The 26062-nt window shown below is 74.1% G+C and carries 22 protein-coding genes; 5 read left to right on the top strand and 17 right to left on the bottom strand.

From position 1 onward, the window contains the following. Positions 1–160: 160 nt before the first annotated feature. The 4 genes from FH609_RS08900 to gmd all read right to left on the bottom strand — a co-directional run bounded on the left by FH609_RS08900 (position 161) and on the right by gmd (position 5796). A complete protein-coding gene (locus tag FH609_RS08900; protein WP_139666300.1) occupies positions 161–1015 on the bottom strand; it encodes a glycosyltransferase family 2 protein in 855 nt (284 codons plus the stop codon). A gap of 78 nt (positions 1016–1093) precedes the next feature. After that, entirely contained in the window at positions 1094–1597 is a 504-nt protein-coding gene (locus FH609_RS08895; protein WP_139666301.1) for a hypothetical protein, read from the bottom strand. A 38-nt stretch (positions 1598–1635) separates the two neighbouring features. Further along, complete coding sequence (locus FH609_RS08890; protein ID WP_193317795.1) at positions 1636–4500, bottom strand: DNRLRE domain-containing protein; 2865 nt, start codon at positions 4498–4500, stop codon at positions 1636–1638. 282 nt (positions 4501–4782) lie between these two features. Further along, the gene (gene gmd / locus FH609_RS08885; protein WP_139666302.1) at positions 4783–5796 is read right to left on the bottom strand and encodes a GDP-mannose 4,6-dehydratase; all 1014 of its coding nucleotides are present in this window, start codon (positions 5794–5796) and stop codon (positions 4783–4785) included. A gap of 95 nt (positions 5797–5891) precedes the next feature. Between gmd and FH609_RS08880 the strand changes: the two genes are divergently transcribed. Further along, on the top strand, positions 5892–6836 hold the full coding sequence (locus FH609_RS08880) for a GDP-L-fucose synthase family protein (protein ID WP_139666303.1): 945 nt from the start codon (positions 5892–5894) through the stop codon (positions 6834–6836). Positions 6837–6888: 52 nt separating this feature from the next. Here FH609_RS08880 and FH609_RS08875 read toward each other — a convergent pair whose 3' ends face one another. The 4 genes from FH609_RS08875 to FH609_RS08860 form a co-directional block, all read right to left on the bottom strand. Continuing rightward, positions 6889–8292, bottom strand: coding sequence for an exopolysaccharide biosynthesis polyprenyl glycosylphosphotransferase (locus FH609_RS08875; protein ID WP_226961505.1), 1404 nt, complete (start codon positions 8290–8292; stop codon positions 6889–6891). Between the two features lie 559 nt (positions 8293–8851). After that, entirely contained in the window at positions 8852–9715 is an 864-nt protein-coding gene (locus FH609_RS08870) for a heme ABC transporter ATP-binding protein (RefSeq protein ID WP_193317796.1), read from the bottom strand. After that, positions 9712–10872 (bottom strand): FecCD family ABC transporter permease, encoded by a 1161-nt coding sequence (locus FH609_RS08865; RefSeq protein WP_139666306.1) that lies wholly within the window; start codon positions 10870–10872, stop codon positions 9712–9714. The genes FH609_RS08870 and FH609_RS08865 overlap by 4 nt, the downstream gene beginning before the upstream one ends. Continuing rightward, positions 10869–11903 (bottom strand): heme/hemin ABC transporter substrate-binding protein, encoded by a 1035-nt coding sequence (locus FH609_RS08860; RefSeq protein WP_139666307.1) that lies wholly within the window; start codon positions 11901–11903, stop codon positions 10869–10871. Before FH609_RS08860 ends, FH609_RS08865 begins: the two co-directional genes overlap by 4 nt. 145 nt (positions 11904–12048) lie before the next feature. Between FH609_RS08860 and FH609_RS08855 the strand changes: the two genes are divergently transcribed. Together FH609_RS08855 and FH609_RS08850 are read left to right on the top strand one after the other, a co-directional pair. Continuing rightward, positions 12049–13659, top strand: a complete 1611-nt coding sequence (locus FH609_RS08855) for an HtaA domain-containing protein (RefSeq protein ID WP_139666308.1) — start codon at positions 12049–12051, stop codon at positions 13657–13659. Beyond that, a complete protein-coding gene (locus FH609_RS08850) occupies positions 13656–15149 on the top strand; it encodes an HtaA domain-containing protein (protein ID WP_139666309.1) in 1494 nt (497 codons plus the stop codon). Before FH609_RS08855 ends, FH609_RS08850 begins: the two co-directional genes overlap by 4 nt. A 173-nt stretch (positions 15150–15322) precedes the next feature. On the opposite strand, the gene FH609_RS32385 is transcribed toward FH609_RS08850, so the two are convergent. Continuing rightward, the gene (locus FH609_RS32385; RefSeq protein WP_139666310.1) at positions 15323–15550 is read right to left on the bottom strand and encodes a DUF4258 domain-containing protein; all 228 of its coding nucleotides are present in this window, start codon (positions 15548–15550) and stop codon (positions 15323–15325) included. Positions 15551–15799: 249 nt separating this feature from the next. Here FH609_RS32385 and FH609_RS08840 point away from each other — a divergent pair, with 249 nt between their 5' ends. Then, the gene (locus FH609_RS08840) at positions 15800–18214 is read left to right on the top strand and encodes an NACHT domain-containing protein (protein ID WP_139666311.1); all 2415 of its coding nucleotides are present in this window, start codon (positions 15800–15802) and stop codon (positions 18212–18214) included. On the opposite strand, the gene FH609_RS08835 is transcribed toward FH609_RS08840, so the two are convergent. Continuing rightward, on the bottom strand, positions 18162–19079 hold the full coding sequence (locus FH609_RS08835; protein ID WP_139666312.1) for a LysR family transcriptional regulator: 918 nt from the start codon (positions 19077–19079) through the stop codon (positions 18162–18164). The two genes, FH609_RS08840 and FH609_RS08835, sit on opposite strands and share 53 nt — an antisense overlap. A 157-nt stretch (positions 19080–19236) precedes the next feature. Here FH609_RS08835 and FH609_RS08830 point away from each other — a divergent pair, with 157 nt between their 5' ends. After that, positions 19237–20205, top strand: coding sequence for a threonine/serine dehydratase (locus FH609_RS08830; RefSeq protein WP_139666313.1), 969 nt, complete (start codon positions 19237–19239; stop codon positions 20203–20205). 72 nt (positions 20206–20277) lie between these two features. On the opposite strand, the gene FH609_RS08825 is transcribed toward FH609_RS08830, so the two are convergent. The 7 genes from FH609_RS08825 to FH609_RS08795 all read right to left on the bottom strand — a co-directional run bounded on the left by FH609_RS08825 (position 20278) and on the right by FH609_RS08795 (position 26006). Beyond that, positions 20278–20568: a hypothetical protein gene (locus FH609_RS08825; RefSeq protein ID WP_139666314.1), complete on the bottom strand. Its 291-nt coding sequence runs from the start codon at positions 20566–20568 to the stop codon at positions 20278–20280. A gap of 69 nt (positions 20569–20637) precedes the next feature. Then, the gene (locus tag FH609_RS08820) at positions 20638–21102 is read right to left on the bottom strand and encodes a VOC family protein (protein WP_139666315.1); all 465 of its coding nucleotides are present in this window, start codon (positions 21100–21102) and stop codon (positions 20638–20640) included. Positions 21103–21172: 70 nt separating this feature from the next. Then, positions 21173–21898, bottom strand: coding sequence for a YoaK family protein (locus FH609_RS08815; RefSeq protein ID WP_226961504.1), 726 nt, complete (start codon positions 21896–21898; stop codon positions 21173–21175). A gap of 27 nt (positions 21899–21925) precedes the next feature. After that, on the bottom strand, positions 21926–22804 hold the full coding sequence (locus tag FH609_RS08810; protein WP_139666316.1) for an alpha/beta hydrolase: 879 nt from the start codon (positions 22802–22804) through the stop codon (positions 21926–21928). Then, complete coding sequence (locus FH609_RS08805) at positions 22801–24105, bottom strand: amidohydrolase/deacetylase family metallohydrolase (protein ID WP_139666317.1); 1305 nt, start codon at positions 24103–24105, stop codon at positions 22801–22803. The genes FH609_RS08810 and FH609_RS08805 overlap by 4 nt, the downstream gene beginning before the upstream one ends. Before the next feature lie 47 nt (positions 24106–24152). Beyond that, positions 24153–24980: an ABC transporter ATP-binding protein gene (locus FH609_RS08800; RefSeq protein WP_226961503.1), complete on the bottom strand. Its 828-nt coding sequence runs from the start codon at positions 24978–24980 to the stop codon at positions 24153–24155. Between the two features lie 54 nt (positions 24981–25034). Next, complete coding sequence (locus FH609_RS08795) at positions 25035–26006, bottom strand: ABC transporter permease (RefSeq protein ID WP_226961502.1); 972 nt, start codon at positions 26004–26006, stop codon at positions 25035–25037. Positions 26007–26062 lie beyond the last annotated feature (56 nt).

Below are 26062 nucleotides of genomic sequence, written 5' to 3'. Positions count from 1 at the left end.
GGCCTTCCGGGGCCTTCCGGGCCGGGGCGGCCGCCCGGCCGGCTGCCGCCGAACCGGCCGATCCCGCCCGGCCCGCCGCAGGCACCCGGGCGCTGCCCGCCGTGGGCGGGTGTCCCCGCCGTTCCGGCCGCGAGGCCGGGACGGCCTCGCGGCTCCGCCGTCAGGCGGGGTCCCGCTCCGTGTCGCCTTCGGCGACACGGAGTTCGCGGGACTTCAGGGCTATCTGCCAGCGGTAGAAGCTCATCGCCAGCGCGTAGTCCAGGCCGGCGCGGCCGTCCAGGAAGCCCCGGCGGAACAGGTACGCGTACCCGAAGGAGAGCAGCGGCTTCAGCGGCGCCCGGTGGAACAGCTGGCCCTGCCGCGTCTTGGCCAACCTGATCTGTTCGCGCACCTCCGGGTGGCACTCCAGCCACGCCTCCCAGTCCGAGTAGCGGTTGTGCCGCTCGAACCAGGTGCGCACCGGGTCCAGGTCGCGGTGTTCGATGGTGGCCCGCAGCCGGTACACCGGGTCGGCCAACGGCTGGTAGTGGCCCTCCTGTTCGCCCATCCCCGGCGCGGCCAGGTCGTCCGGCTCGGGGAACCGCGCCCGGGTGCGGTCCAGCAGCGCGCGCTTGACGATGGTGTGGCCGTGCCGCAGCCGACGCCCCGCGAACCAGTACCCCAGCGGGATGTCGAACGCGGCGGGCCGCACCGTTCGGCCGTCCAGGAAGATCCGCCGCAGCTCGGCGAGCAGCTCCCCGCTGGGCGTCTCGTCGCCGTCCAGGAACAGCACCCAGTCGAGGTCGGTGCGCACCCGGTCCAGGCACCACTGCTTCTTCTTCGGGTAGCCCCCGTCCCAGGTGTAGCCGATGACCTCGGCGCCCTCGGCCTTGGCCAACTCCCGCGTGGCGTCGGTGCTGTCGGAGTCCACGACCACCACGGCCGCGAAGTGGGCGATGACCGAGCGCACCGTGGAGACGATGTTGGCCGCCTCGTTCTTGGTGGGGATCACCACGGCTATCGGTAGTCGGGGCACGCTGCTCCTTCGGACTCGGGGTGGGTGGGCGGGGAACCGGCCGGGGCGTGGCGTGCCCCCGGCCGGTTGGCCGGCTGGTCAGTCGGCGGGGGCGAGGAACTCGGCGTACTCCGGGCACAGATGCTCGATCGCCGCCTCCGCCTCGGGGATCTCGCCCTCCGCCACGGCGTCCGGTATCGCCTCGGGGGCGTGCCGGGAGAGATAGCCCAGCCGCTCGCAGGCGGCCGTGCCCTGGTCGAGCACCGCCCCCGGGTCGACCCCCGACGGCACGCGCTCCACCAGGAACTCCCGCTGCTCCTCGGTGAACTCGCCGTCGGGCGGCGCCAACTCCTCCTCGGGCAGCGTCTCGTCCGGCACCCCGTCGTCCGCCGGCTCGGCCGGCTCCTCCGGCGGGGTGGACTCCGACGGAGCCGCCGTCCGCCCCGCGTCGGCGGAACGCTCGCCCGAGCCGTCCGCCCCGCCCGAGTCGTCGCCCGAACCGCAGCCGGTCAGCGCTATCAGCAGGGCCACCAGCAGGGCCACCAGCAGGGCCACCGGCAGCGCGCGCGGCACCGGCGCCGCCCCGCGCCGCCCGGCGGTCATCCAGCCCCGCCCGGCGGTCCACCCGCCCCGCCCGGGCATCACGGCGCCCCGAAGGTCAGCAGCAACTGGGGCCTGGCGGCGGCCTGTCCGGTCTCCCTGGCGCGCAGCCAGAGGCTGTCGGTGCCCTGGCCGGTGAGCGCCAGGCCCAGCTCGCCGCCGAGCGCTTCGGCTATCGCACCCACCTCCAGTCGCGCCGTGTAGGTGCCGCCCGTCGCCTCCGGCGCGGACAGCGTGCCCAGTGGCTCCTCGCCCAGCGAGGGCCGGCTGGCATAGGTGGTGTCCGCCTCCGACCACTCGCCGACGACGGGCCGCACCGCGAAGTCGTCCGTCGAGCCGGCCGCCGCGTCGTCGCTGACCCGCACCCGCAGCGCCGCGTCCTTGAGCACCGTGCCGGCCGGGGCGTTGGGCAGCTCGAAGGAGAGATAGCTCTCGTAAGGGCTGCTGCCGCGCACCGCCAACTGCTGGTGGGTGCCGTAACCGGCCGAGGGCGCAGCGCCGTTGACATAGGTGTCGGCCTCGGGAGTCAGCTGGGTGACCGTGTCGGTCGGCACCGAGGCCGCCGCGTAGTGCGCGGCGATCCTGGCCGCCGGCAGCTGCGGTGCGTAGACGGCCGTCTCGTCGAGGCGGCCCTGGTAGTAGTCGCTGCTGGGCCGGCCCGGCCAGCTCTGGAGGCTGTCCCCGCCGGTGCGCCAGTATCCGTTGACGGCGCGGCTGGCGGTGATCGAGGTGTCGGCCGCGACCTGCTCGCCGTCCACATACAGCCGCATCCCGGCCGGTCCGACGGAGGCCGCGACCTGGTGCCACTCCCCGTCGTTGTAGCTCTCCCGGCTGGTGACGGTGTGGTACCGGCCGTCGTAGACGCCGAACGCGACCCGGCCGTCGTTGAGGAGATAGATGTTGTTGTCCCGGTTGGCGGAGGGCTCCAGCGTGCGGTCGCCCAGGCCGATCAGCTTGCCGCCCCTGGTCGTCGTGGTGCTGAACCACGTCTCCAGGGTGAACTCCCGCATCCCGCCGTACCGGACGTCGCCGTAGGTGTAGTCGTCCACCCCGTCGTACCCGATGGCGCCCGCGCCCGGGCCCGACACCGCAGGGGGCGTCACTCCGCGCTGCGGGCCGCCCCGGTGCACCCCGGCCGAGTCGTGGCCCGAGGCGTCGGAGGCGAAGTTGTTCGCCGGCTCGTCGTACCGCCAGTACAGCAGCGGCTCGTCCGCCAACACCGCGCCCGCGTAGGGCTGTCCGCCGCTCGCCGTGGTGACCGTGACCGGCGGCGAGAGGGCGCTGACGTTCCCCGCGCCGTCGGTGGCCGTCACCCGGTAGCTGTGGGTCTGGCCGGGCGCGGTGTCGGTGTCCGTGTACCGCAGCTGCGGGCGGCGCCAGGGCACCGAGGAGGCGTCCACCGTGTGCACCGGGGAGGCGGAGCCGTCCCGGTAGACCCGGTAGGTCAGCAGCGAGTCGTCCAGGTCCAGGCTGGCGCGCCAGCTCAGCTCGACCTCGCCCTCGGAGGTGGAGGCCACCTGCGTCTCGGGGACGGTCGGCGCGCCGGTGTCCGGCTCGGTGGCGAACCTGGTCAGGCCCCACTGGGGCTGCCCGTTGACCGTGGTGAAGCCGCCGCCCACCCAGAGGAAGTCCCGCCCGTCCGAGGGGTGTTGGGTGCTGACGGCCAGCGCGCGCGGGCCCAGCTGCTCGCCGAGACCGTCGTTGGTGTTGGGGAACCAGCCCAGCAGCGTCGGGTCGTCCACGCCCTGCCCGAAGAGGTGGTAGCGGGGCTGGTTGGGGAACTCGCCCATGCTGGAGCAGTCGTGCGCGTGGTGGCCGCTGTAGAGGACCTCCCCGTGGACCGCGACCGCCTGGGTGGCGCCCAGGCAGGTGTCGCGCCACCGCTCCTGGAGGGTGTCCAGGTCCAGGGCGATCCGGCCGTCGAAGACGCCGCCGCCGGTGCCCTCGTTCCCCGTGTAGAAGCCGGTCTCGTCGACGTCGAGCGCCTGCACGGTGGAGCGCGGGTCGATGAAGCCCTCCGGATACCCCTGGACCAGCGCGCCCGAGCCCGCCTCGACCACGGCCAGCGCGTGCGAGTCGGCGCCGTTGACCGTGAAGAAGTCCCCGCCGAGGACGACCCGTTCGCCGTCCGGGGTGAGGGCGATGGCCTTGCCCGCCTCGTCCGCGTCGGCCCGCCAGTCCAGCAGCCGTCCCTCGGCGTCCACCGCGCCGAACTTGGCCCGGGGCTGGCCGCTCAACTGGCCGAAGTCCCCGCCCAGATACACCGTCTCGTCGGTGGCGGCGATGGCCCGCACGATGCCGTTGGCCGCGACCGGGAACGGCTTGCGCTCGCAGCTCGGCAGCTCGAACGCGGCCACGCTGGAGGCGCCCGAGCCGGCCACCGTGCCGAAGGTGCCGCCGGCGTAGAGGGTGGAGCCGTCGGGGGAGACCGCGAGCGCCCGCACCGTGGCCGAGCCGGAGCCGACGGTGAACGCCAGCTGGCAGTCCGCCAGCGGCTCACCCGAAGCGGCGTCCAGCGCCACGAAGTTGACCGCGGGCTGCTCCCGCGCGCCGGGCGCCGCGCCCGGCGGCCTGACCGTGGAGAACGTGCCGCCGGCGTAGACCACGCCGTCGGCCTCGGCCAGGGCGTACACGATGCCGTTGGTCTGCCACGTCGGCAGGTCCTCGGCGGTCATCGTCAACGGGGGCGTCACCGCGCCCGCTCCGCCGCCGACCGCGCCCTGCCCCAACAGGCCGGCGCCCAGCGCCAACACGGCCGCCACGCCCACGGCCCGGCGCGATCGCCGCCTGGCGTGCCGCGCCGCGCCGCCCCTGCCCCGACCGCCGCGCGTCGTGCGCGCGAACCACGCCAGCCGCGAGGGCCGCGAACGACTCGTCAGCCGCGTCCACACTCCCCTGAGCCTCATGGCCCCTCCCCTTCGACGGCAGTGCCCACAGCCCTGTCCATCCGATGGCCCCCATACTCCTTCACGGCACTGACACTCGGCATCCCCACAGCTGACGCACCGTGAGGCTGGACCGCCGAAAAGGGGCGCACGTTGTCGGCGCACAGTGGTGAAACCGGCGCACGAATCCCGCCCACCCATCGGACGCGCGCCCCACCGGATCGGCTCCCCGCCCAACGTCCGGGCCGGTCCTGGTCGTTGGGAACGTCGGGCCCTCGGCGCCGTTGGCCGTCGGTCGGCGCCTCATCTGTCGATGCGCACGGTGGCGCCGCTCAGCTCGGCGTCCAGCGCCTCGCGGTCGGCCGCCACCATCAGCTCGGCCAACTCCCGCCAGTGCGTGCGCGGCCGCCAGCCCAGCAGCCGCCCGGCCTTCGCCGGGTCGCCGACCAGCGCGTCCACCTCGCTGGGCCGCTCGTACTTCGGGTCGAAGCGGACATACCGCTCCCATTCGAGCCCGGCGGCGGCGAACGCGGCCTGGAGGAAGTCGCGGACGGTCGCCGGCACGCCGGTCGCCACCACATAGTCGTCCGGCTCGTCGCGCTGGAGCATCAGCCACATCGCCTCGACGTACTCCGGTGCGTAGCCCCAGTCCCGGACCGCGTCCAGGTTCCCCAGGTAGAGCCGGTCCTGGAGGCCGGCGCCGATCCGGGCCACGGCGCGGGTGATCTTGCGGGTCACGAAGGTCTCGCCCCGGCGCGGCGACTCGTGGTTGAAGAGGATGCCGTTGACCGCGAACATCCCGTACGCCTCACGGTAGTTGACGGTCGACCAGTAGCCGTAGACCTTGGCGCAGCCATAGGGGCTGCGCGGGTGGAACGGCGTGTCCTCGTTCTGCGGCGGCGGCGTCGAGCCGAACATCTCCGAGGAGGACGCCTGGTAGATCCGGGTGTCCACGCCGCTGGCCCGGATCGCCTCCAGCAGCCTGAGGGTGCCGAGCCCGGTGGTGTCGGCGGTGTAGAGCGGGGTGTCGAAGGAGACCCGCACATGCGACTGGGCGCCGAGGTTGTAGACCTCGTCGGGCTCCGTCTCGCGCAGCAGGTTGACCAGCGCGACGCCGTCGCTCAGGTCCGCGTGGTGCAACACCAGGGTGCGCTCGGGGTGTTGGGGACCCTGGTAGATGTGGTCGATCCGCTCGGTGTTGAACGAGGAGGAACGGCGCAACAACCCGTGCACGGTGTACCCCTTGGCCAGCAGCAGCTCGGCCAGATACGAGCCGTCCTGCCCGGTGATCCCGCTGATCAGCGCGGTCTTGCCCATCGAACTTCTCCCTTGTGATGCCGAATGGCCTGCCGCCCGTCCACCGTCCGTGCCCCGCAGGCGACTGTCAGTGGCGGCTGGCACAATCCGGTTCCATGACGACGACGCTGTTGCCGCCGAACGCGCGGATCTTCGTGGCCGGCCACCGAGGGCTCGCCGGCTCCGCCATCGCGGCGGAGCTGGCCGGGGCGGGCCACGAGGTGATCACCCGCACCAGGGAGCGGCTCGACCTGCGGGACGCGGAGGCCACCGGGGCCTTCCTGCGCCAGGTGCGGCCCGACGCCGTGGTGTTGGCCGCCGCCCGGGTCGGCGGGATCATGGCCAACGCCGGCCAGCCCGTGCCCTTCCTTGAGGACAACCTCCGCATCCAGCTGAGCGTGATCGCCGGCGCGCACGCCGCCGACGTGGACCGGCTGCTCTTCCTCGGCTCCTCCTGCATCTATCCGCGCGAGGCGCCCCAGCCGATCCCGGAGGAGGCGCTGCTGACCGGCCCGTTGGAGCCGACCAACGAGCCCTACGCGCTGGCCAAGATCGCCGGGATATCCCAGGTCCGTTCCTACCGACGGCAGTTCGGCCGCTCGTATATCGCGGCCATGCCCACCAACCTCTACGGCCCGAGGGACAACTTCGACCCGGAGACCGCCCATGTGCTGCCCGCGCTGATCCGCCGGTTCGACGAGGCGCGCCGGGCGGACCGCGCGGAGGTGACGCTGTGGGGCAGCGGCCGGCCGCGCCGCGAGTTCCTGCACAGCGCGGACCTGGCGCGGGCCTGCCGGCTGCTGCTGGAGTCCTACGACGGCGAGTTGGCGCTGAACGTGGGCTGCGGCGAGGACCTGTCGATCGCGGAGCTGGCCGACCGGATCGCCTCGGTCGTCGGGTACGAGGGGCGGATCGCCTGGGACACCAGCCGCCCGGACGGCACCCCGCGCAAGCTGCTGGACGTCTCCCGGCTGCGCGCGCTGGGCTTCGCGCCCTCGATACCGCTGCCCGAGGGGCTGGCCGACACCCACGCCTGGTGGCGCGCCCAGCGCGCGGCGTGACCGCCTCCGGCGGGGGCGCCCCAGGGGTGAACGTTTCGTCATCGCTCGGCCGTCACCAGGCGCCCCGGCCGCTGACCACCGCGCGGACCGTCCTGGCGAGCACGTCCAGATCGCCGGTGAGCGTCCAGTTGTCGGCGTAGGCGAGGTCGAGCGCCAGGCCCTCGTCCCAGGACAGCTCGGAGCGGCCGCTCACCTGCCAGGGGCCGGTCAGCCCGGGCCGCACGCTCAGCCGGCGCAGCTCCACCGTGCCGTAGCGGGCCACCTCGTCCGGCAGCGGCGGGCGCGGCCCCACCAGGGCCATCTCGCCGCGCACCACGTTGACCAGCTGGGGCAGTTCGTCGAGCGAGGTGCGGCGCAGCAGCCGGCCGATCCGGGTGATCCTCGGGTCCCGGCGGATCTTGAACAGCGGCGTGGCGCAGTGCTCGTTGACCGTCTCCAGGGCCGGCCGGTGGCGGTCGGCGTCGGGCACCATGGTGCGGAACTTCCACAGGGTGAACGGCGTTCCCCGGTGCCCGATGCGGGTCTGCCGGTAGAGCACGGGCCCGGGGGAGTCCAGCCGCACGGCCAGCGCCAGCGCCGCCAGCAGCGGGGCGAGCACCACCAGGGCCAGCGCGGCGACGATCCGGTCGGTGGCCGCCTTCCACAGCAGCGGCGCGCCCCGGCGGGGCGGCGGGGCGACATGGAGGAGGTTGAGGCCGGCGGCGCTGGCCACCGTGATCCGGTGCCTGGCCACCTCGGTGAGCCCCGAGGTCACGCAGAGCGCGAGCCCCGCGTCCTGCACCGACCAGCACAGCCGCCGCAGCCGGTCCCCGCCCAGCCGGGTCCCGGGCACCAGCAGCACCAGGTCGGCGCTCTGCCGGCGGGCGGCGGCGAGCACCCCGGAGCCGTCGGTGCCGGCCGGGATCAGGTCGGGCACCTCGGGACAGTGGGCCGGCGGCTCGATGGGCAGCCGGGACAACGGCGGGACGCCGCTGGTGAGTTCGCCCGGGCCCAACAGCACGGCGCCGACGGTGACATAGGCGTGGTCAGTGCCGGCCGCCAGCCGGGAGACGACCGCGTCCACGGCGTCGGGCTCGCCGACCACCAGCACCCGGCGCACCGCCTCGGCGCGGTGCCGCCGCCGGGTGAGGTGCCGGTGCAGCGCGGCGGCGGTCAGCCCGGTCACCAGCGGCGCCGGGAGCAGCGCGAGGGCGGCGGCCGACACCTCGGAGTGCTCCCCGAGGACGGCCCGCAGTCCGGCCAACAGGCCCAGCAACAGCAGCCAGTCGTGTGCCGAGGCCAGCAGCCCCCGGCTCTCGCCCAGCCGCCCGGGCCGGTAGCGGCGGTGACCGGCGCGTAACGCGAGCCAGCCGACGGTGGCCACCGCCGCGGCGGCCAACGGCCGAGGCTGGCCGGTCAGGTGATAGACGAGCAGCACCGGGACCAGCACGCCGGCGGCGTCGGCGGCGACGGCCACCGGCGCGTACCACCGCGCCTCGCCCGGCCGCCCGCCCGGCCACCGGCCGGTGACCTGCGGTCTTCGGACACTTCCGGAGCGTGAGATGTCTGGATGGCGCATATCCCCCCCGAGTGGTGAACGCGAGTGACGCCGAGCGAACCGACACGACAGACCAGAAACGACAGACCAGAACGACAAATCAGAACGACAAACCGCGAACCGCGAACCGCGAACCGCGAAGGACCGGACCAGCGAACGAAGCAAAGCGAAGTGAACGGGAACGGGAACGAACGGAACGGCCGGCGGCGCGCACCCCACGCGACGCCCAACGGTGGCTAACAACGGCGAACGACTCACAACAGCAACCAACAACGGACCGCGACAAGCGGAAGGCGCGTCCTCATCTCCCCGTGAGTGCGCGCCCTTGCCGCAGAAAAGGCTAGGGCATCCGACGACCGTTTGCCCGCCGTTCGCGACAACTTTCCGCCGCCGCACGCGCGCCTCGCGCGCCGTTCACCCGCCGGTGCCTCGTTCATGTGCCGGCGCGCCGATCCCCCACGGCGCGCACGAACGGGTCTCAGGCGCCGGCGCCCGAGGGCGTCCCGCGCGCCGGGCGCTCGGGCACGATCAGCGGCGCCTCGGTGTCCGGGTCGAGCAGCACCCGCACCGGATGGCCGTAGACCTCGCTCAACAGCCCCTCGGTGAACACCTCTTCGGGTGCCCCCAGCGCCGCCAGCCGCCCCCGGTGCAGCACCGCCGCCCGGTCGGCCCAGGCGGCGGCGAGCCCCAGGTCGTGCAGGACCACCACCACGCCCCGCCCGGCCTCGGCCCGCTCCCGGCAGATCCGCATCACCTGCTCCTGGTGGCGCAGGTCCAGCGCCGCGGTCGGCTCGTCGAGCAGCAGCAGCCCGGTGCGCTGGGCCAACACCCGGGCCAGCGCCACCCGGGCCCGCTCCCCGCCGGAGAGCGCGCTGAACGGCCGGTCGGCGAAGGCCACCACGTCCGTCGCTGCCATCGCGTCGGCGACCGCCGCCTCGTCCTCGTCCTCGGCCGCCGTGCCCGCCCACGGCGCCCGCCCCATCCGGACCACCTCGGTCACCGTGAACGGAAACGACAGCGTCGAGGACTGGGGCAACACCGCCCGGCGCAGCGCCAGTTCGCGGGCGCCCCAGTCGGCCGCCGGGCGCCCGTCCACCAGCAGGGCGCCCTCGGCCGGCGCCAGGTCGGCGGCCAGCGCCGCCAACAGCGTGGACTTCCCCGCCCCGTTGGGCCCCACCAGCGTCAACACCTCCCCGGCGCGCACCGCGAGGTCCACCCCGTCCAGCACCCGCCGCCCGCCGAGCCGCACCGCGAGCCCCACCGCCTCGGCCAGCACCGCGCCCGGCGCGGGCGCGGGCGGCGGCTCCACCGTCCGGGTGCGCAGCCCCTGGAACCTGATCACGCCCAACCTCCCTGCCGCCGACGGGTCCTGCGCAGCAGCCAGAAGAAGAACGGGCTGCCGATCAGCGCGGTCAGCACGCCCAGCGGCAGCTCCGCCGGCTGCGCCGCCGTCCGCGCCACCAGATCGGCCGAAACCAGCACCAGCGCGCCGCCCAACGCGCTGCCCGGCAGCAGGAACCGGTGTCCGGGACCCGCCGCCATCCGCAGCAGATGCGGCACCAACAGCCCGACGAAGGTGATGATTCCGGCCATCGCCACCGCCGAGGCGGTCAGCAGCGCGGTGACCAGGATCAGTACCACCCGCAGCCGCTCCACGTCGACGCCCAGGTGGCGGGCGGGGCGTTCGCCCAGCGCCAGCAGGTCGAGCCGGCGCGCGTACCAGGGCGCGATCAGCAGCCCCGCCAGCGCGCAGGGCAGCACGGCCAGCACCTTGGGCCAGGTGGCCTGGGAGAGCGAGCCCAACTGCCAGAAGGTGATCCCGGTGATCTGCGCGTTGTCGGCGAAGAAGACGCACATCCCGATCAGGGCGCCGGCGAAGGCGTTTACCGCGATCCCGGTCAGGATCAACGTGACCACTTCCGTGCGGCCGTCCGATCGGGAAAGGACATAGACCAACAACACCGTGGCCAGGCCGGCCACGAACGCAAAGACGGTGACCGTCCAGTTGCCCAGGAAGTCCAGCCCGAACGCGATCGCCGCGACCGCGCCCACCGCGGCGCCCGAGGAGATCCCGATCACCCCCGGCTCGGCCAGCGGATTGCCGAAGACGCCCTGCATCAACGCCCCGGCGCAGCCCAGCGCCGCGCCCACCAGCACCGCCAACACCACGCGCGGCAGCCGGGCGTCCCACAGCACGCTCTCCCCGACCCGGTCCAGCGGCTCGCCGCCCAGGCCCGCCCGGTGCAGCACGGAGCTGATCACATCGCCCAGCGGAATGTCATAGGCGCCGGTGGCGACCGAGACCAGCGCCACCACCACCAGCGCCACCACGAGGCCCAGCGTCAGCAGCGCGATCCGCCCCAGCCCCGGCCCGCGCGGGCCACGTTCCTCGCCCGCCGGCTCCGCCGGACGCCCGCCCGACGCGCGGTCCGAAGACTCCCACGCCGCGTCAGGCCCCTGCGGCTCCGCGTCCCGCCCCGCCGTGGTCGGCGCGGTCACGCGGCCGGCTCCTCGGCGTGGATCTGCTCGGCCAACGAGGCCAACACCTGGTCGGTGCGCGGCCCGTAGTTGAGGAGCACGCCGTCGTCGACGCTGGCCACCCGGCGGTTCATCCCGGCCGGCGTCTGGGCGATGCCGGGGATCTCGACCAGCCCGTCGACGCCGCCAACGGACTCGAGTCCCTTGGTCATGACCAGGATCACGTCCGGCGCGGCGGCGGCCAGCGCCTCGCTGGTGATCGGCGTGAAGTCGCCGTCCAGCCCGGACTCCGAGCCCGCGTCGACGCCGCCCGCCGCCTCGATCAGCGAGACCGCGCCCGACTCGGCGCCGCCCAGCAGGTAGACCGAGGCGCTGCCCCGCAGATAGAGGAACGCCACCCGGGGCCGGTCCCCGTCCGTCGGCAGCTCGGCGCGGACCGCGTCCAGCCGCTCGGTGGTGCGCGCCGTGAGCGCCTGCCCGGCCTCCGGCACGCCCAGCGTCTCGGCGACGGCGGTGATCCGCCGTTCGATGTCGTCGAGTTCGAGCGCGGGGTCGAGGACCACCAGCGGCACCCCGGCCGCCCGGATCTGGTCGATGGCCTCGTCGGGACCGGTGGTGGACTCCGCCAGCACCAGGTCGGGCCGCATCGAGAGGACCCCCTCGGCCGAGACGTCGTGGCCCCTGGTCACCACCGGCAGGTCGGCGGCCTGTTCGAAGGTGGCCGAGACGTCCCGCGCCACCACCCGGTCGCCCAGGCCCAGGCTGAAGACCAACTCGGAGAGCGAACCGGAGAGGGGCACCACCTTCTCCACCGAGGTCACCGTCACCTCCTCGCCGTCGGCCGAGGTGACGGTCGTCGGCAGGGCAGGCTCCGGCGCCGGCCCCTCCAGCGGCTCGACCCGGTCGGCGGTCTCGGCGGCAACCGATCCGGTGCCGTCGTCCCCGCCCCCGCCGGAGGAGTCGCCGCAGCCGGTCAACAGCAGGGCGAGGGCCAGCGGGAGGGCCAGGGCGGCGGTCAGCCTGGCGCGTGGTCGTCCGGAGCGAGAAGCCACCGCGCTTCCACCTTTCTGGTGTGCTCTCAGGGGAGTTGCCCGATCCAACTCCCGGGTGGGCGGCGAGGGGTACCCCCCGGGCCCGGGCTAGCTTAGGTTAGCCTAACCTGGCTTTCTGATCCCGGGTGCCGTGGGAGGACCTTCGATGCTGCCCAGAGTGCTGTCTTCAGCGCCGTCCCCTGCGCTGTCCCGGCGCCGGGCCGGCGCCGCGCCGACGCCCCTCTTCGCCGTGCTGGCGCTGGCGCTGGCCCTCGCGCTGGTCGCGCTGTGCGCGCCGCTGGCCGCCGGCACCGCCCACGCCGCCGGGGCGGAACGGCACCCCGCACGGCAACCGGAGAGCCGCTCCGCCGCCGAACGCCCCGTCGCCGGCGGCCGGTTGGACTGGGGCATCAAGGCGTCCTTCCAGACCTATGTCACCGGCCCCATCGCAGGCGGCAGCTGGAGCCTGTCCGGCGGCGCGGCCACCGTGGGCGAGAACCAGTTCCGCTTCCACTCCGCCAACGGCGGCTACGACCCCGACACCGGCGCGCTCAACGCGAGTTACCAGGGCGGCGTCCACTTCGTCGGCCATCAACAGGATGACGGCAGCTATGAACTCGACCTCACCATCAGCAACCCGTCACTGTCGATATCGGGCCAGACGGGCACCCTCCACGCGGACATGCGCTCCAAGGAACGCGGCACGGGCCGCGTCACCGAGAGCAGCCAGGTGCCGCTGGCCTCGGTGGACCTGACCGGAATCGACCTGACCGGCGGCACCCAGATCGCCGTCACCGGCGCCCCCACCAGCCTGACCGCGCAGGGCGCCACCGCGTTCGCCGGCTACTACCAGGCCGGCGACCCGCTCGACCCGCTCTCGTTCACCGCCGACAGCCAGGACCCGGCCGAGCCCGAGCCCGAGGACTCCGGAAACCCCGAGGACGACGAGGAGTCGGCCCCCGAGGAAACGGAGGAGGACTCCGGCGCCGGCGAGACCGAACTCGCGGACGCCGCCGTGGACTGGGGCGTGCGCCGCACCTTCCGCGAGTACGTCACCGGGCCCATCGCCGAGGGCTCCTGGGAGCTGAGCGACGGCGCGCAGGACGGCGGAGCGCTGTTCCGTTTCCCGCTCGCCGAGGGCACCGCCGACCCCGAAGCCGGCACGGCCGAGGCCGAGTTCGGAGGCACCGTCCGCTTCACCGGCAACGACCTGGACCTCACCCTGGGCGCCGTCCGCGTCACCGTCGCCGACGGCACCGGAACGCTCCTCGCCGACATCACGCGGGACGGCGAGGAGGCCGCCAGCGACCAGCCGCTGGTCACCTTCCCCGCCGAGGAACTCGCCCCCGAGGACGGCCTGGTGCTGCTCTCCGAGGTCCCCGCCGAACTGACCGAGGAGGGCGCGGCGGCCTTCGCCGGGCTCTACCCCGCCGGCACCGCGATGGACCCGTTGACCCTGGCCCTCGCCGTCAGCGAGGACGCCGAACTGCCGCCGCTGCCCGACCTCGGCGCCGAGCCGACCGCGCCCGCCGAGCCGGCGGCCGACCCCGAGCCGACCGCCGAACCCGAGGCCGACGAGGCCGACGACGGCGGCGACAACACCCCCACGCTCATCGCGACCGGCGCGGGCGCCCTGCTGGTGCTCGCCGCCGCCGCGTACCTCTTCACGCGCCGCAACCGCCGCGCCGCCCCCACAGCCGACCCCGCCGACGCCTCGGCCAACTCCGCCGAGGAACCGGCGACTTCCAGAAACGACGAGGAGACACCCCGCTCATGAGCACGACCACCAGAACCCGTCCAGCCCGCGCGGCGCGCGCCGGCGCCTCGCTGCTGACCGTCGCCTGCGCCACGGTGCTGAGCGTCACCGCGTTCGCCGGCCCGGCCGCCGCCGAAGACGCCGCGCCGGCCCAGGTCATCGAGCTGGCCGACGGCCAGCTCGACTGGGGCGTCAAGGAGTCCTTCCGCCGTTACATCACCGGCCCGATCGCCGGCGGCTCGGCCGAGGTCGCCAACGGCGCCGAGGCGACGGAGAACGGCTACCGCTTCACCGGGGGCAGCGGCAGCTACGACCTGGCGACCCACGGCGTGGACTCGGCCTTCGACGGCAGCGTCCACTTCACCGGCCACCACGGCGAGTTGGACCTCAAGCTGGCCGACCTGAAGGTCGTCACCGAGGGCACCCAGGGCCACATCCTCGCCGACGTCACCATCGCCGGCGAGACGACCGACGACGTCGAGTTCGCGGCCCTCGACCTCACCGGCGTCGCGCCCGGGCAGGGCGAGGGCGGCGCGCTGGTCTTCGCCGACATACCCGCCACGCTGACGGCCGACGGCGCCACCGCGTTCGAGTACAACGGCACGCCGATGTACGCCGAGGGCACCGAGCTGGACCCGGCCACCCTCACGGTCACCCCCGCGAGCGGCGGCACCGACCCGGGCACCGACCCCGGAACGGACCCCGGCACCGACCCCGGCACGGACCCCGGCGAGGACCCGGGCACCGACCCCGGCTCCGGCGACCCCGGTGACGCCGTGGCCGGCGAGGTGGTCGACGGGCGGCTCGACTGGGGCGTCAAGGAGTCCTTCCGCCAGTACGTCACCGGCCCCATCGCGAGCGGCGAGGTCGAACTCCTCGACGGCGCCACCGAGGTGACCGACGGCTACCGCTTCCCCGACGCCACCGGCGCGCTCGACACCGAGGCCGGCACGCTGGCCAGCGACTTCGCCGGCGGCGTCCGCTTCACCGGCCACGAGGGCGCGCTCGACCTGCGGTTCAGCGAGCTGAGCGTCCAGATCGACGGCACCGAGGCCGCGCTGGTGGCCGACGTCTCGTCCAAGGACCGGGAGACCGGCGACGTCGCCGAGTACGACGACATCACCGTCGCCGAACTCGACGTTCCCGCCGACGCGTTGAACCCTGAGGACGACGTGCTCGCCCTGGAGGGCGTGCCGGCGACTCTGACCGCCGACGGCGCCCAGGCGTTCGGCGGGTTCTACGAGGCGGGCGAGGAACTCGACCCGGTCTCCGTGGTGTTGGCGCTCAGCGACGACGCGCAGCTGCCGGACGGCAACGGGGGTGCCTCCGGCGGCGACGACACCGGCGGCGCCACCGGCGGGCTCGGCCCGCAGGGCGGCGCCAACGGCGGCGCGCTGGCCGCCACCGGGGCGGGCGGCGAGCAGCTGGCGCTGCTGGCCGGAGCGGGAACGCTCGCCCTGGCGGGCGCGGCGGCCGTCCGCTACGCCCGGGTGCGTCGCACGACGGCCTGACCGGTCGCCCCGCCCGTCCGCCCGTTCCCCCGCCCTCGGCGGGGCGGTGGCGGGCGGGCGGGGCCACATCCCTCGGCCGGCCACATCCCTCGGCGGGCCGCGCCGCGCCCCTTCGGGGCCCGGCAGACGGGAGGGAGAGCGCTCGGCGCTTTCCCTCCCACCCTTCTCTCCGCCTACCTTCCGTCCCAGGTCACGGACTTGATCTTTTTCGCCGAACCCCGTTCCGACTCCACCCAGACTTTCAACATGTCCCCACGGAGTCCGGGGCCCCGGTACCTGATGCTCCCCTTCTCCGTGGCCTTTCGCTCGACATGATGCGACAGGGCGAAGCGCACGTCCCCCTCTGAGATGTTCCGCTCACACATGCGGTCCTTCGCGTGGTTGCTAAAGGTCAGGCGCACAGCCGACCCCCTGGTTCGTCCGCGTCTCTTCTGCCATGGCCAGGAGTTTTTGACAGGGCGTCAGCGATCCGGAATCATTCTCGGAACTCTCAGAATCCGAGTTCCACAACCCCCCTCTGACCCGCATGGATCTGAGATCCGACGGCATCCGATCCGAAGGTCGAGAGGGCGGACAGGGGCATGGCAGGCGCCGGGCGGAGTGAAACGGAAGAGACGTTCCGATCCCTGTGGAGCGACCTTGAGAAGGAGATGAAGAAGCAGCGGCGGGAGTGCAAACCGCTGTGGCGGGAATTCTGTGAACGCAGTGAGCACTGGGTCGCCTACAGCACCTTCCACGGCTGGTTTCGCAGCGGTCGTCGGGTCGCCTGGAGCCAGGCCCTTCACGTGGTGCGCATCCTGGGTCTGGACGAGAACGTGTGGCGGGCCCGCTGGGCCGCGGCCGAGAGCAACGACGGCAGAGGGGCCCGCATCAGCGCCCAGGAAACGAGCCCACCCGCGACGGAGCGCGTGGGTTCGCCACTCCCACCGGTGTCGGACGTGCTGCTGGCGGCCGCCGACGAACTGGCGGCGGACGTCGAGAGCCAGTGGCGGACGGAGGCCAGGGCACAGCAGTTGTTCGATCCGGCCATTCCGGTGCCCTGGGGCCTGAGTGCGCTGCCGGTGACCAGCCCCGTCGAGCGGGCGGTCGAGATCGCACAGCAGCCGATCGACGTTCCTCCCCTCCTGCCGGGAACCACGCCCGTCACCCTGGACGGCGTCCGGGGCGGCGAGTTGGAGGACCTTCCCCTTGTCTACGGGGCGTTGCCCTCGGGGCGGGTCGTCATCCTGGGGAGATCCGGCAGCGGCAAGTCCGGTGCCGCGATCGGCACCCTGCTGCGGGCACTTGAGCGGCGCCGAGGGCTGCGGGACGAGGACCGCGCGCAGACCCCCGTGCCCGTCCTCCTCGACTGCCGGGACTGGGAGGCGGACAGGGAGGAGCTGTACGAATGGCTCGCGCGTCGCCTGGCGGCCGACTACCCGAGGCTGCGGGCCCGGCGAAGGAAACAGGGAACCTTGGCGGCCCAACTCGCGCGCTCGGGCCGGGTGTCGCTGTTCCTGGAGGGCTTCGACGAACTGGCCCCCGACCTTCGCGCCACCGCCCTGGAAGCGATCGACCGTCAGGCCGCGCTCAGGCTGGTCCTGCTGTCGCGGACCGACGAGTTCGAGAAGGCCGTGGGCGGAACGCGTCATCTCAGCCGGGCCCTCGCCCTCGAACTGCTCCCGGTCCGCCCCCGGGAGGCCGCGGAGTACCTGCGGCGCTGCCACGTGGCTCAGGCGCGTTCCGACTGGCAGCGGCTCACCGGGCACATCGAGGCGAGCCCCGACAGTCCGGTCTCCAGGGCGCTCAGCTCACCGTTGGCCCTCATGCTGCTCCGCCGCCAGTCCGAGGATCACTCCGTGGTGGAACGCCTGCTCAGGCCGGAGTCCTTCGGCTCACGCGACGAGGTCGAGGACTTCCTGCTGGACGGGTACCTGCCAGCGGTCTGGAAGGGAACGCCCGAGAAGCCTCTGCGCACCACCTCCGAGGAGGCCCGGACGTGTCTCGGCTACCTCGCCGCCCGGATGACGGAGGACGCCAGCGGCGTTCTGTCCTGGCAGCTCCTGCACCGTTGGCAGCCCTGGCTGCCCAGGGTGCTCGCGACCGGACTGCTCGGGATGACGGCCACGGCCCTGGTGGCCACGGTCGTGTTCGGTCCGCTCGGCCAGTACACGGTCAGGGGCTCCACCGGGTCCCTGTTCGGGCTGTGGTACGGCGGCTTCCTCGGGGCACTCTTCGGGCTCGTGGCAGCCGCCGCGTCGGAGTTGCCGAGGCTGCCCGTCGGGCGGCTGCGCGCCGCCGAGGGAGCGCGGCTGTCCTCGTTCAACGTCCGGGTCTGCCTGCTGCTGACCCTCGCCATGGGCATCGCCGTCGGCAATCAGACCCATTACCTCTACGGAGCCGTCGCCGGGCCGGTCGTCGGCGCCGTGGCCGGTGCCGCGGCCGCGCGGACCTGGCCGGCTCCCCGTGGACTTCCGCGCCGTTGTCGGCTGCTGCGGCTCCGCCTCGACCCCGTCACCGGCGCCGCCGCCGGGCTCGCGGCCGGGGCGGCCTACGGGGTCACCAACGGAGCCGTCAACGGTGCCTTCGCCGGACTGACCAGCGCCCTGGCCTTCGGCCTGATGGCGGGCGTCACCCGCCCCTCCGCGCAGGGCGACTTCAGTGACCCGCACACCCTCTGGCGCCGGGACCGGCAACGGAGCCTCACCGTGGGAATCGCCGCCGGGACGGTCCTGGGGATCGCCCTGGGAGTGCGGAACGGCATCGCGCACGGGGCGCTGGCCGGCGTGGTGGCCGGCGTCGGCATCGGCCTGCTGGTCGCCGCGGCCTGCGCGGTCGGGGTCTCCGACGCCTGGCGGGCCCGGCTGACCTTCCTCCAGCTCCGGCTGCGCGGCGTCGCCCCGCCGGGCGGCCCCCGCATCCTGTGGGAGGCCGGGCGGTGCAACGTCCTGCGCGGCCAGGGCCCGGCGTTGGCCTTCCAACATCTCCGCCTCCAGGAACGACTCGCCTCCGACGCCGTGCCGTCCCGAGGTGTCATCCCACCCAGCCGCCCCTCGGGAGCACCGTCTCGCGCAGAACGTCCGTGAACGCCCGCACCGGGTCCGGCGCGGGGGCTCCGTAGACCGCGAGGGACACCCTCCGCACCTCGCCCGGCAGCCGCTCCGCCCGGACGCGCGGGTCGTGGTGCGCGGCCAGCGCCAGCCCGGGCAGCACGCTCACCCCGAGCCCGGCGGCCACCAGCGCCTGGACCGCCACGTAGTCGTCCGTCTCGAACGTGATCCTCGGCGTGAACCCGGCCCGTTCGCACGCCGACACCAGGTGGGCCCGGCACCGTTCGCAGCCGGCGATCCAGCTGTCCCCGGCGTGCGCCCGCAGCACGGCAGGGGAGGCGTGCGCCGGCGCGGCCGCCTCCGACGAGGCGCCCCCCGTCACCAGGTACAGCGGCTCCTCCAGCAGCGGCGTCAGCGTCGTGTTCCGCTGGTCCCCCGCCGGGGGCGCCTCGTGGGCGAAGACCAGGGCCGCGTCCACGTCAGCGTTCCGCAGCGCGGTCAGCGCCGCCGGCGGCTCCGCCTCCGTCAACGCCAGCTCGACGCCCGGGTGTTCGGCGGCCAGCCGGGCGGCGGCCGGCGGCACCAGCGTCGCCAGCGCGGACGGGAACGCGGCCAGCCGCACGCGCCCCGTGCGCAGGCCGGCGTGCGCGGCCACCTCCGCGCGCGCCGACTCCACCCGGCCCAGGATCTCCTCGGCCCGTTCCACCAGCAGCCGGCCCGCGTCCGTCAGCACCACCCCGCGCCCCACCCGGCGCACCAGCACCACCCCGACCTCGGCCTCCAGCCGCGCCAGGTGGTGGCTGACCGAGGGCTGGGCGTAGTGCAGCGCCTCGGCGGCGCCGGTCACCGAGCCCTCCCTGGCCACCGCGACCAGCACCCGAAGCCTGGTGAGGTTCCACATGCCGGCGAGCCTAGCCGCGCCCCCGCGACCAGGCGAGATAGACGGCCTCGATGGAAGCAGAGAAAACAAGCATTGGAGCTATGCGTCCGCTTCGTGCGACAGTGCCCGCATGGTTGAGCCGACGCCCTCATCGACCGCCCGGCCGGCACCTCTTCCGATGTCCCGGCCGACCATCTCCGACGCGCTGGCGGCCCGCCGGGTGCTCGCGGGCCAGCTGCCCCCGACCCCGATGTGGAACTATCCCGCGCTGGACGCGACGACCGGCGCCACCGTGCTGGTGAAGCACGAGAACGTGCAGCCCACCGGGGCCTTCAAGGTGCGCGGCGGGCTCAATCTGCTGGCCGGTCTCGACGCCGAGGCACGGCGGGCGGGCATTGTGGGCTACTCGACGGGCAACCATGCCCAGTCGCTGGCCTTCGCGGCCCGGCAGCACGGCACGCGCTGCACCATCGTGATGCCCGTCAACCCCAACCCGTGCAAGGCCGCCGCCGTGCGCGCCCTGGGCGCCGAACTGATCGAGGCCGGCGCCGACATGGGCGAGGCCGCCGAACGCGCCCGGCTGGTCGCCGAGGAGCGCGGCGCCCGGCTGGTGAGCGCGGCGGACGAGCCGGCGCTGGTGGCCGGGGTCGCCACCGCCTATCTGGAGATCTTCGAGCAGGCGCCCGACCTGGACGCGGTGGTGGTCCCGGTCGGCGGCGGCAGCGGCGCCGCCGCCGCGTGTCTGGTGGCCCAGGCGCTCGCCCCGCGCTGCGAGGTGATCGCCGTGCAGTCGGCGGCCTCGCCGGCCGCCCACGACTCCTGGCGCGCCGGCCGGCTGCTGACCCGCCCCAACGCGACCCGCGCCGAGGGCCTGGCGACGGGCTGCGGGTTCGCCCTGACCCAGGGGCTGATGACCGGGGGGCTGGCCGACTTCCTGCTCGTGGACGACGACCGGATCAGCGAGGCCCAGTGGGTGCTGATGCGGGACGCCCACACGCTCGCGGAGGGGGCGGGGGCCGCCGGGCTGGCCGCGCTGCTGGCCCATCCGGAGAGGTTCTCCGGCCGGCGGGTGGCGGTGGTCTGCACCGGGGCCAACGCCAGCGAGCGCGAGCTGCGCGCCCAACTCGGCCTGGCGGCGGCCGCCTGACGAGGCCGCGCCTGAGAGGCCCCGTCGAAGAGGCCCACCGCCCCGCCCGACGGGACGTATCCGGAAGAACGCCTAGAAGCGGCGCACCCGGTTGGCGATCAGATTGCCCAGCGCGAGGTAGACCACGGCTGCCAGGCCATAGCCACAGACCACGCGCGCCCACTCCTTGTCGAAGGTGAACAGGTCGTGCGACCAGGTGGCCAACCAACGCGAGATGTCATGCGAGACGTTGACCAGGTCGTTCTGCGGATTGGCGTCCAGGAGGTAGAGCAGTATCCACAGGCCGATGATGGCGGCGGCCACATCGGCGACTACGGCGATTCCCAACGCCAGGGGTGCGGTCCTTACTCTTTGTGTGGCCATGCCAATCGCCTGACCAGTTCCGGCCAACCCAAACGTCGCCCGGCCTCCGCCCGTTGGACGCCGCCCCGCTCAGGAGACTGGCCGGGCGCTCAGGACCCCCGGCCTCGGCACCGGATCGACGCCGAAGACCCAGGGCGCCAGCACCACCAACCAGCCGTCCGGGTCGGGGAAGAGCACGGCGCCGCGCTCCGGCCAGTACGGGTTGGACGCCGCGACCGGCCGGTGACCCCGCTCCCGCAGCCGCGCCGCCGCCGCGTCCCTGGCGGCGGGGCCGCGCAGATAGAGCACCAACTGGTTCTCCGGGTGCGGCTCGGGCACCAAGGGCGGGTCGCCGTGCTGGGTGATCTCCAGGTGCACCGGGGTGTCCGGCAGCCCCAACACCACGCCGTCATAGCCCTGGTGGTCGCGCCACTCGGCGAGCACCGGAAGCCCCAGGTCGTCGCGGTAGAAGGTGAGGATCTCGTCGAACCTGCCGGTCGGGCGCGCGAACCGCACCGCGCCGACCGCAAGGTGTGCGGGCCAGGCATTGCTCATGCGCCCAGGCTGGCACCCGCGCCCCACCGCCACCACGGTCCCCGGCCCCGCCGCCGCTCAACCCTCCGACCTAGGCCGAAGCGACCCGCAGCCGGCGGTGGCCCGCCACGGTCACCGCCCCGGAGAGCAGCGCGGCCAGGCCCATGGGCAGGGCGAGTTCGGCGACCCGCAGCAGCACCGCGCCGACCACCGCGCCCAGGAAGATCGCCAGGATCGCGGCCGTCCTGCGGTTGGCGAACGAGGCGAGACCGCCCCTCGGCAGCGACTCGGCGGCCAGCGTGGTCAGCGTCGAGGTCACCACCACCGTGGTCATCTCCGGCACCCCGATCCGTCGCGCGACGGCCGCCTGGCTGCCCATCGCCGCCGCCGTGCCCGCCGCGATCGACAGCTGCGCCGGCGTCCCCGGCTCCTCACCCACCAGCGCCAACGCGACCGCGAGCGCCACCAGCACCACCGTCTGCGCCGCCAACAGCACCGTCACGCCCGTGCCCCAGCCCTTCGCCCGGCCCCGCAGCGCCAGCCCGGCGACCAGCGCGCCGCCGGCGAACGCGACCAGCGCCAACGAGGGCCCCAGCACCGGGAGTTCGTCGGCGCCGGCGGCGCCCATGCCGAGGATCACGATGTTCCCCGTCATGTTGCCGGTGAACACCCGGTCGAGGCCGAGGAAGCCGACCGCGTCCACCACGCCGGTCACAAACGTGAGCGCCACCATCAACAGCAGCGCCAGCCGCCCGGCCTCGGGCGCCGGCGGAGGGTCCGGGGCGCGCGTCGAGGTCGGCGTCGGGGTCGGGTTCACCGCACTCCTCACATCGGTCGGCATCGGTCACGGCTCCAGCAGGCGCAGCACCGCGCGGGTCAGCGCGCCGCCCGGGGAGCGTAGCTCCTCCAGCACCGTGAAATGGTCACGGCCGGGGAGAACCAGCAGCTCACCGGGGGCGCCGGCCGCCGCGCGCAGCCCGTGCAGCCGCCGCGCGTCGGCCACCAGCGTCGGCAGTTCGGCCGCGCCGCAGGCGACGGTCAACGGCTTGGGGCTCGGCGGGTGGCGCAGCGGGGAGAGCCGCTCGGCCTCCTCGGCCGTCAGCCGCAGCGCCTCGTTGATCCAGGTGTCCCGCAGCGGCGCCAGCTCGTGCGCGCCCGAGATCGCGAGCCCGGCGCGCGCCCCGGAGTGCGGCAGCGCGAGCGCCGCCAGTTGCGCCCCCGCCGACCAGCCGGCGATCACCAGCGGCCCCGCGACGCCGAACGCGGGACCCTCGGCGACCAGCCAGTCCAACGCCCGCCATGTCTCGGCGACGATCTCCGTCAACGAGGCGGCCGGCGCGAGCGAGTAGCCGGGCAGCGCCGCCGACCAGCCGAAGTGCCGCATGCCCTCCGCCAGATGGGAGAAGTCCTCCCGGCCGTTGCGCTGCCACCAGCCGCCGTGCAGGAAGACCAGGCAGGGCGCGGCCGGGTCGGCGGCCGGGAACAGGTCGCAGCGGTTGCGCGGGCGCGGGCCGTAGGGCAGGTCGAGCCTGGCCTCGGGATGGGCGGCCCGGTAGGCGCGGGCGGCGGCGTTCCGCGCGGCGACCAGGGCCGCGCTGTCGGGCACCGCCGCGTTGTTGTCATAGGCGGCGTCCCGGGCGGCGCGGTCCAACTCCGCCCAGCGCTCCCGGGGATCGCCGGCGCACGAGCCATCGCACGAGCCGGCAGACGCGCCGGCGCTCACGCCGGAACGGGGATCGGCTCGGGCAGGATCGGGCTGTCGGCGTCGAACCTGGCCCCGGCGCGCAGGCAGAAGTCGGGCCGCAGCAGCCGTTCGGTGACCAGCTCGGTGCCCTCGTTGTCCCGCAGCGTGAACGCGCCCCGCTCGTCGGCCAGAACGGTCACATCCGCGACCCGTCCGGGCGCCAACGATCCCAACTCGTCCGCCATGCCGATCATGCGGGCGGCGTTGGTGGTCACCATCGGCACCACCTCGCTCAGCGACAGTCCGAGCGCCAGCATCGAACTCATCGCCTGGACCAGGGAGAAGCCGGCCTTGCCGGCGAAGGGGTGGTTCTCGTCGTCCGGGTGCTCCGGCGGGGTGCCGGGCGGCGGCGGAACCTGGGTGTTGTAGCCGTGCATGTCGGCGCCGAGGGTGTCCGGCACCACGCCGGCCGCCAGCGCGACCCGGGCCAGCCGGTAGGAGAAGTGGCTGCCGTGGCCCACGTCCACCTTCAGCCCCCGGTCCAGCGCGGCGCGGATCACCTCGTGCACCTGGCCCTCCCGGTTGACGAAGCCGCCCGGATGGCGGGTGAACGGGTGGGCCAGCACGTCGCCCTCGTCGAGCAGCGGGATGACCCGCTCCAGGATGGTGTCCGCGTCCTCCCCGTTGGCGCCGCTGGCCGGCAGCCCCCACAGCTGGCCGAAGTGGACGTAGAGCGGGAGTTCGGCCCGGTGGGCGATCTCGGCGGCCAGCTCGATGACGCGGATGCCCCAGCGCGCGAAACCGCCGATCTCGGCGTGCGCCTTGATGCCGCGCACCAGGTCGCGGTTGGCGGTCGCGGAGGCCACGGTCGCCTCGATGTCGACGCCCTCGGGGCTGTAGAGCTGGCTGTAGAGATGGCCCTCCAGGCCGCCCACCAGATAGGCGGAGAGGAACGCCAGGCAGCGGGTGGCGGCCGGCTCGGCGACATGGTGCCGGAAGCCGGGCAGCGTCATGCAGGACGGGCCGCCCTGGTCGACCACGGTGGTCACGCCCGAGCGCACGCCCACCAGGTCGGGCGGCAGGCCGAACCGCCCGGTCACGTGCTGGTAGATATGGCCGTGGGTGTCGATCAGCCCGGGCAGCACCAGCCGTCCGGTCACGTCGTGGACGCGGCGGGCGCTCGCCGGGGCGATCCGTTCGGCGACGGCGGCGATCCGGCCGTCGCGCACGGCCAGGTCGCGCGGCGCGTCGGTGCCGGTGGCGGGGTCGACGACCCGGCCGCCGGTGAGCAACAGGTCGTAGGGGGCGCTGGGCCGGTCGGTGGTGACGGTCTCGGACACGGGCGTTCACGTTCCTCGCTGGTCGGGTGGCGCGCTGCGGACAGGGCCTACGCGGTGACCTCGTTGCCCTGGTGGACCAGGGCGTCGATGCGCCGCTTGAGCGCGTTGAACTCGGGCGATGTGGTGTCCCGTTCGCGCGGCAGCCCGACGGGGACGATCTCGCGCACATGGCCGGCGTTGCCGTGCGCCGATCCGCCGGCCATCACCACCACCCGGTCGGCCAGATAGACGGCCTCCTCGATGCTGTGCGTGACGAAGACGACGGTGACGCCGGCCTCCCGGTGGATGCGCTGGAGTTCCGCCTGCATCCCGGAGCGGGTCAGCGCGTCCAGCGCGCCGAACGGCTCGTCCATCAGCAGCACGGCCGGCCGGTTGGCCAACACCCGGGCGATCGCCACCCGTTGCTGCATCCCGCCGGAGAGCTGGTGCGGGAAGGAGCGCTCGACCCGGGCCAGACCGACCGCGTGGAGGGCCGCCTCGGTGCGCTCGCGCACGGTCGCCTTGGGGAGCTTGGCCTGCCGGGGGCCGTAGGCGATGTTCTCGGCCACGGTCAGCCACGGGAAGAGGCCGTAGTCCTGGAAGACCACCGCCCGGTCGGGCCCCGGGCCGGCGACGGGCGCGCCGCCCACCCGCACGGTGCCCCTGCTCGCGGTCTCGAAGCCGGCCAGGACGCGCAGCAGCGTGGACTTGCCGCAGCCGCTGGCGCCGACCACACAGACGAACTCGCCCCGGGCGATGTCGATGGTCACGCCGTCCATGGCGTAGCCGGCCGAGCCGGGGTAACGCTTGCCCAGGTCGTCGATCTCGATCCCGGCGGCGGTGGCGGCGGTCGCGGTCGTGGTGGCGGTCGTGGTGGCCTGTGCGGTCTCGGGCACGGGGACTCCTCTCGGGGAACGGGGATGTCGCGCTGAACGGGGGCGCGGGGCCGGTCAGTTGATCAGCGGGCGTCGGCCGGCGATCAGGCGGACCAGCAGCATCAGAAGCCGGTCGGCCAGGAATCCGGCCAGACCGATCACGATCATTACGGCGACGATCAGATCCGTGCGGGACTGCTCGCGGGCCTGGGTGATCAACGCGCCGAGCCCGGTGCTGATCCCGACCGTCTCGCCGACCACGAGGATCACCCAGGCCAGGCCCAGCGCGATCCGCAGCCCGCCGATGATGCTGGGCACGGCCGCCGGCAGCACCACCTTGTAGAGCGTGCGCGCGGGCCGGGTGCCCAGCATCGCCGCCGCCTCCACCAGCCGCTCGGGCACCTCCCGCACCCCGGCGATCGTGTTGAGCAGGATCGCGAAGACCGAGGCCAGGAAGACCAGGAAGATGGTCGACTGGTCGCCGAAACCGATGATCAGCAGCGAGAGCGGAGCCCACGCGGTGACCGGAATCGGCCGGATCAGATTGATCGTCGGCTCCAACAGCCGGAACGCGGTGCGCGAACGCCCCATCACCACGCCCAGCGGAACGGCCACCGCCGCCGCCAGCGCGAAGCCCTGGAGCACCCGGCGGGTGCTGGCCCACAGGTGCTCCCAGAGGGTGCCGCTGTAGGTGTCGTCGATGACCCCGCCGAACGCCAGGTCGACCAGCCGGCGCGCCACGTCGTAGGGCGCCGGCAGATACTCCATCTGGATGCCGAACGGCAGCAGCCAGGCGCCCGCCACGCCCCGGTCCCACAGCAGCACGAGCAGCACGGGAACGGGGATCGCGTAGAGCGCGCCGAGCAGCGCGGAGCGGGACCGCCGGCCCCGCTCGCCGCCGTTCGACCGGCCCGACGCCGGGGCGTTCGGGGCGTTCGGGGCGTTCGGGGCGTCAAGGGGCGGCGGCGAACCGGCCGACGCGGTGCCGGTGGCGGGGTCGCCGGTGGCGGGTTGGCCGGCCTGGTGGGTGCCTGTCGGAACGGACAAGGGGAACTCCTTCCTGCGCCGCGCGGGGCCGTTTCCCGGCCCCGGCGTCCGGCGGG

The organism is Streptomyces sp. 3MP-14, from assembly GCF_006334905.2.
Taxonomy (GTDB): domain Bacteria; phylum Actinomycetota; class Actinomycetes; order Streptomycetales; family Streptomycetaceae; genus Streptomyces; species Streptomyces triticirhizae.
The sequence above is the reverse complement of the archived record's forward strand: the minus strand, read 5'-3'. Positions and strand labels throughout refer to the sequence as shown.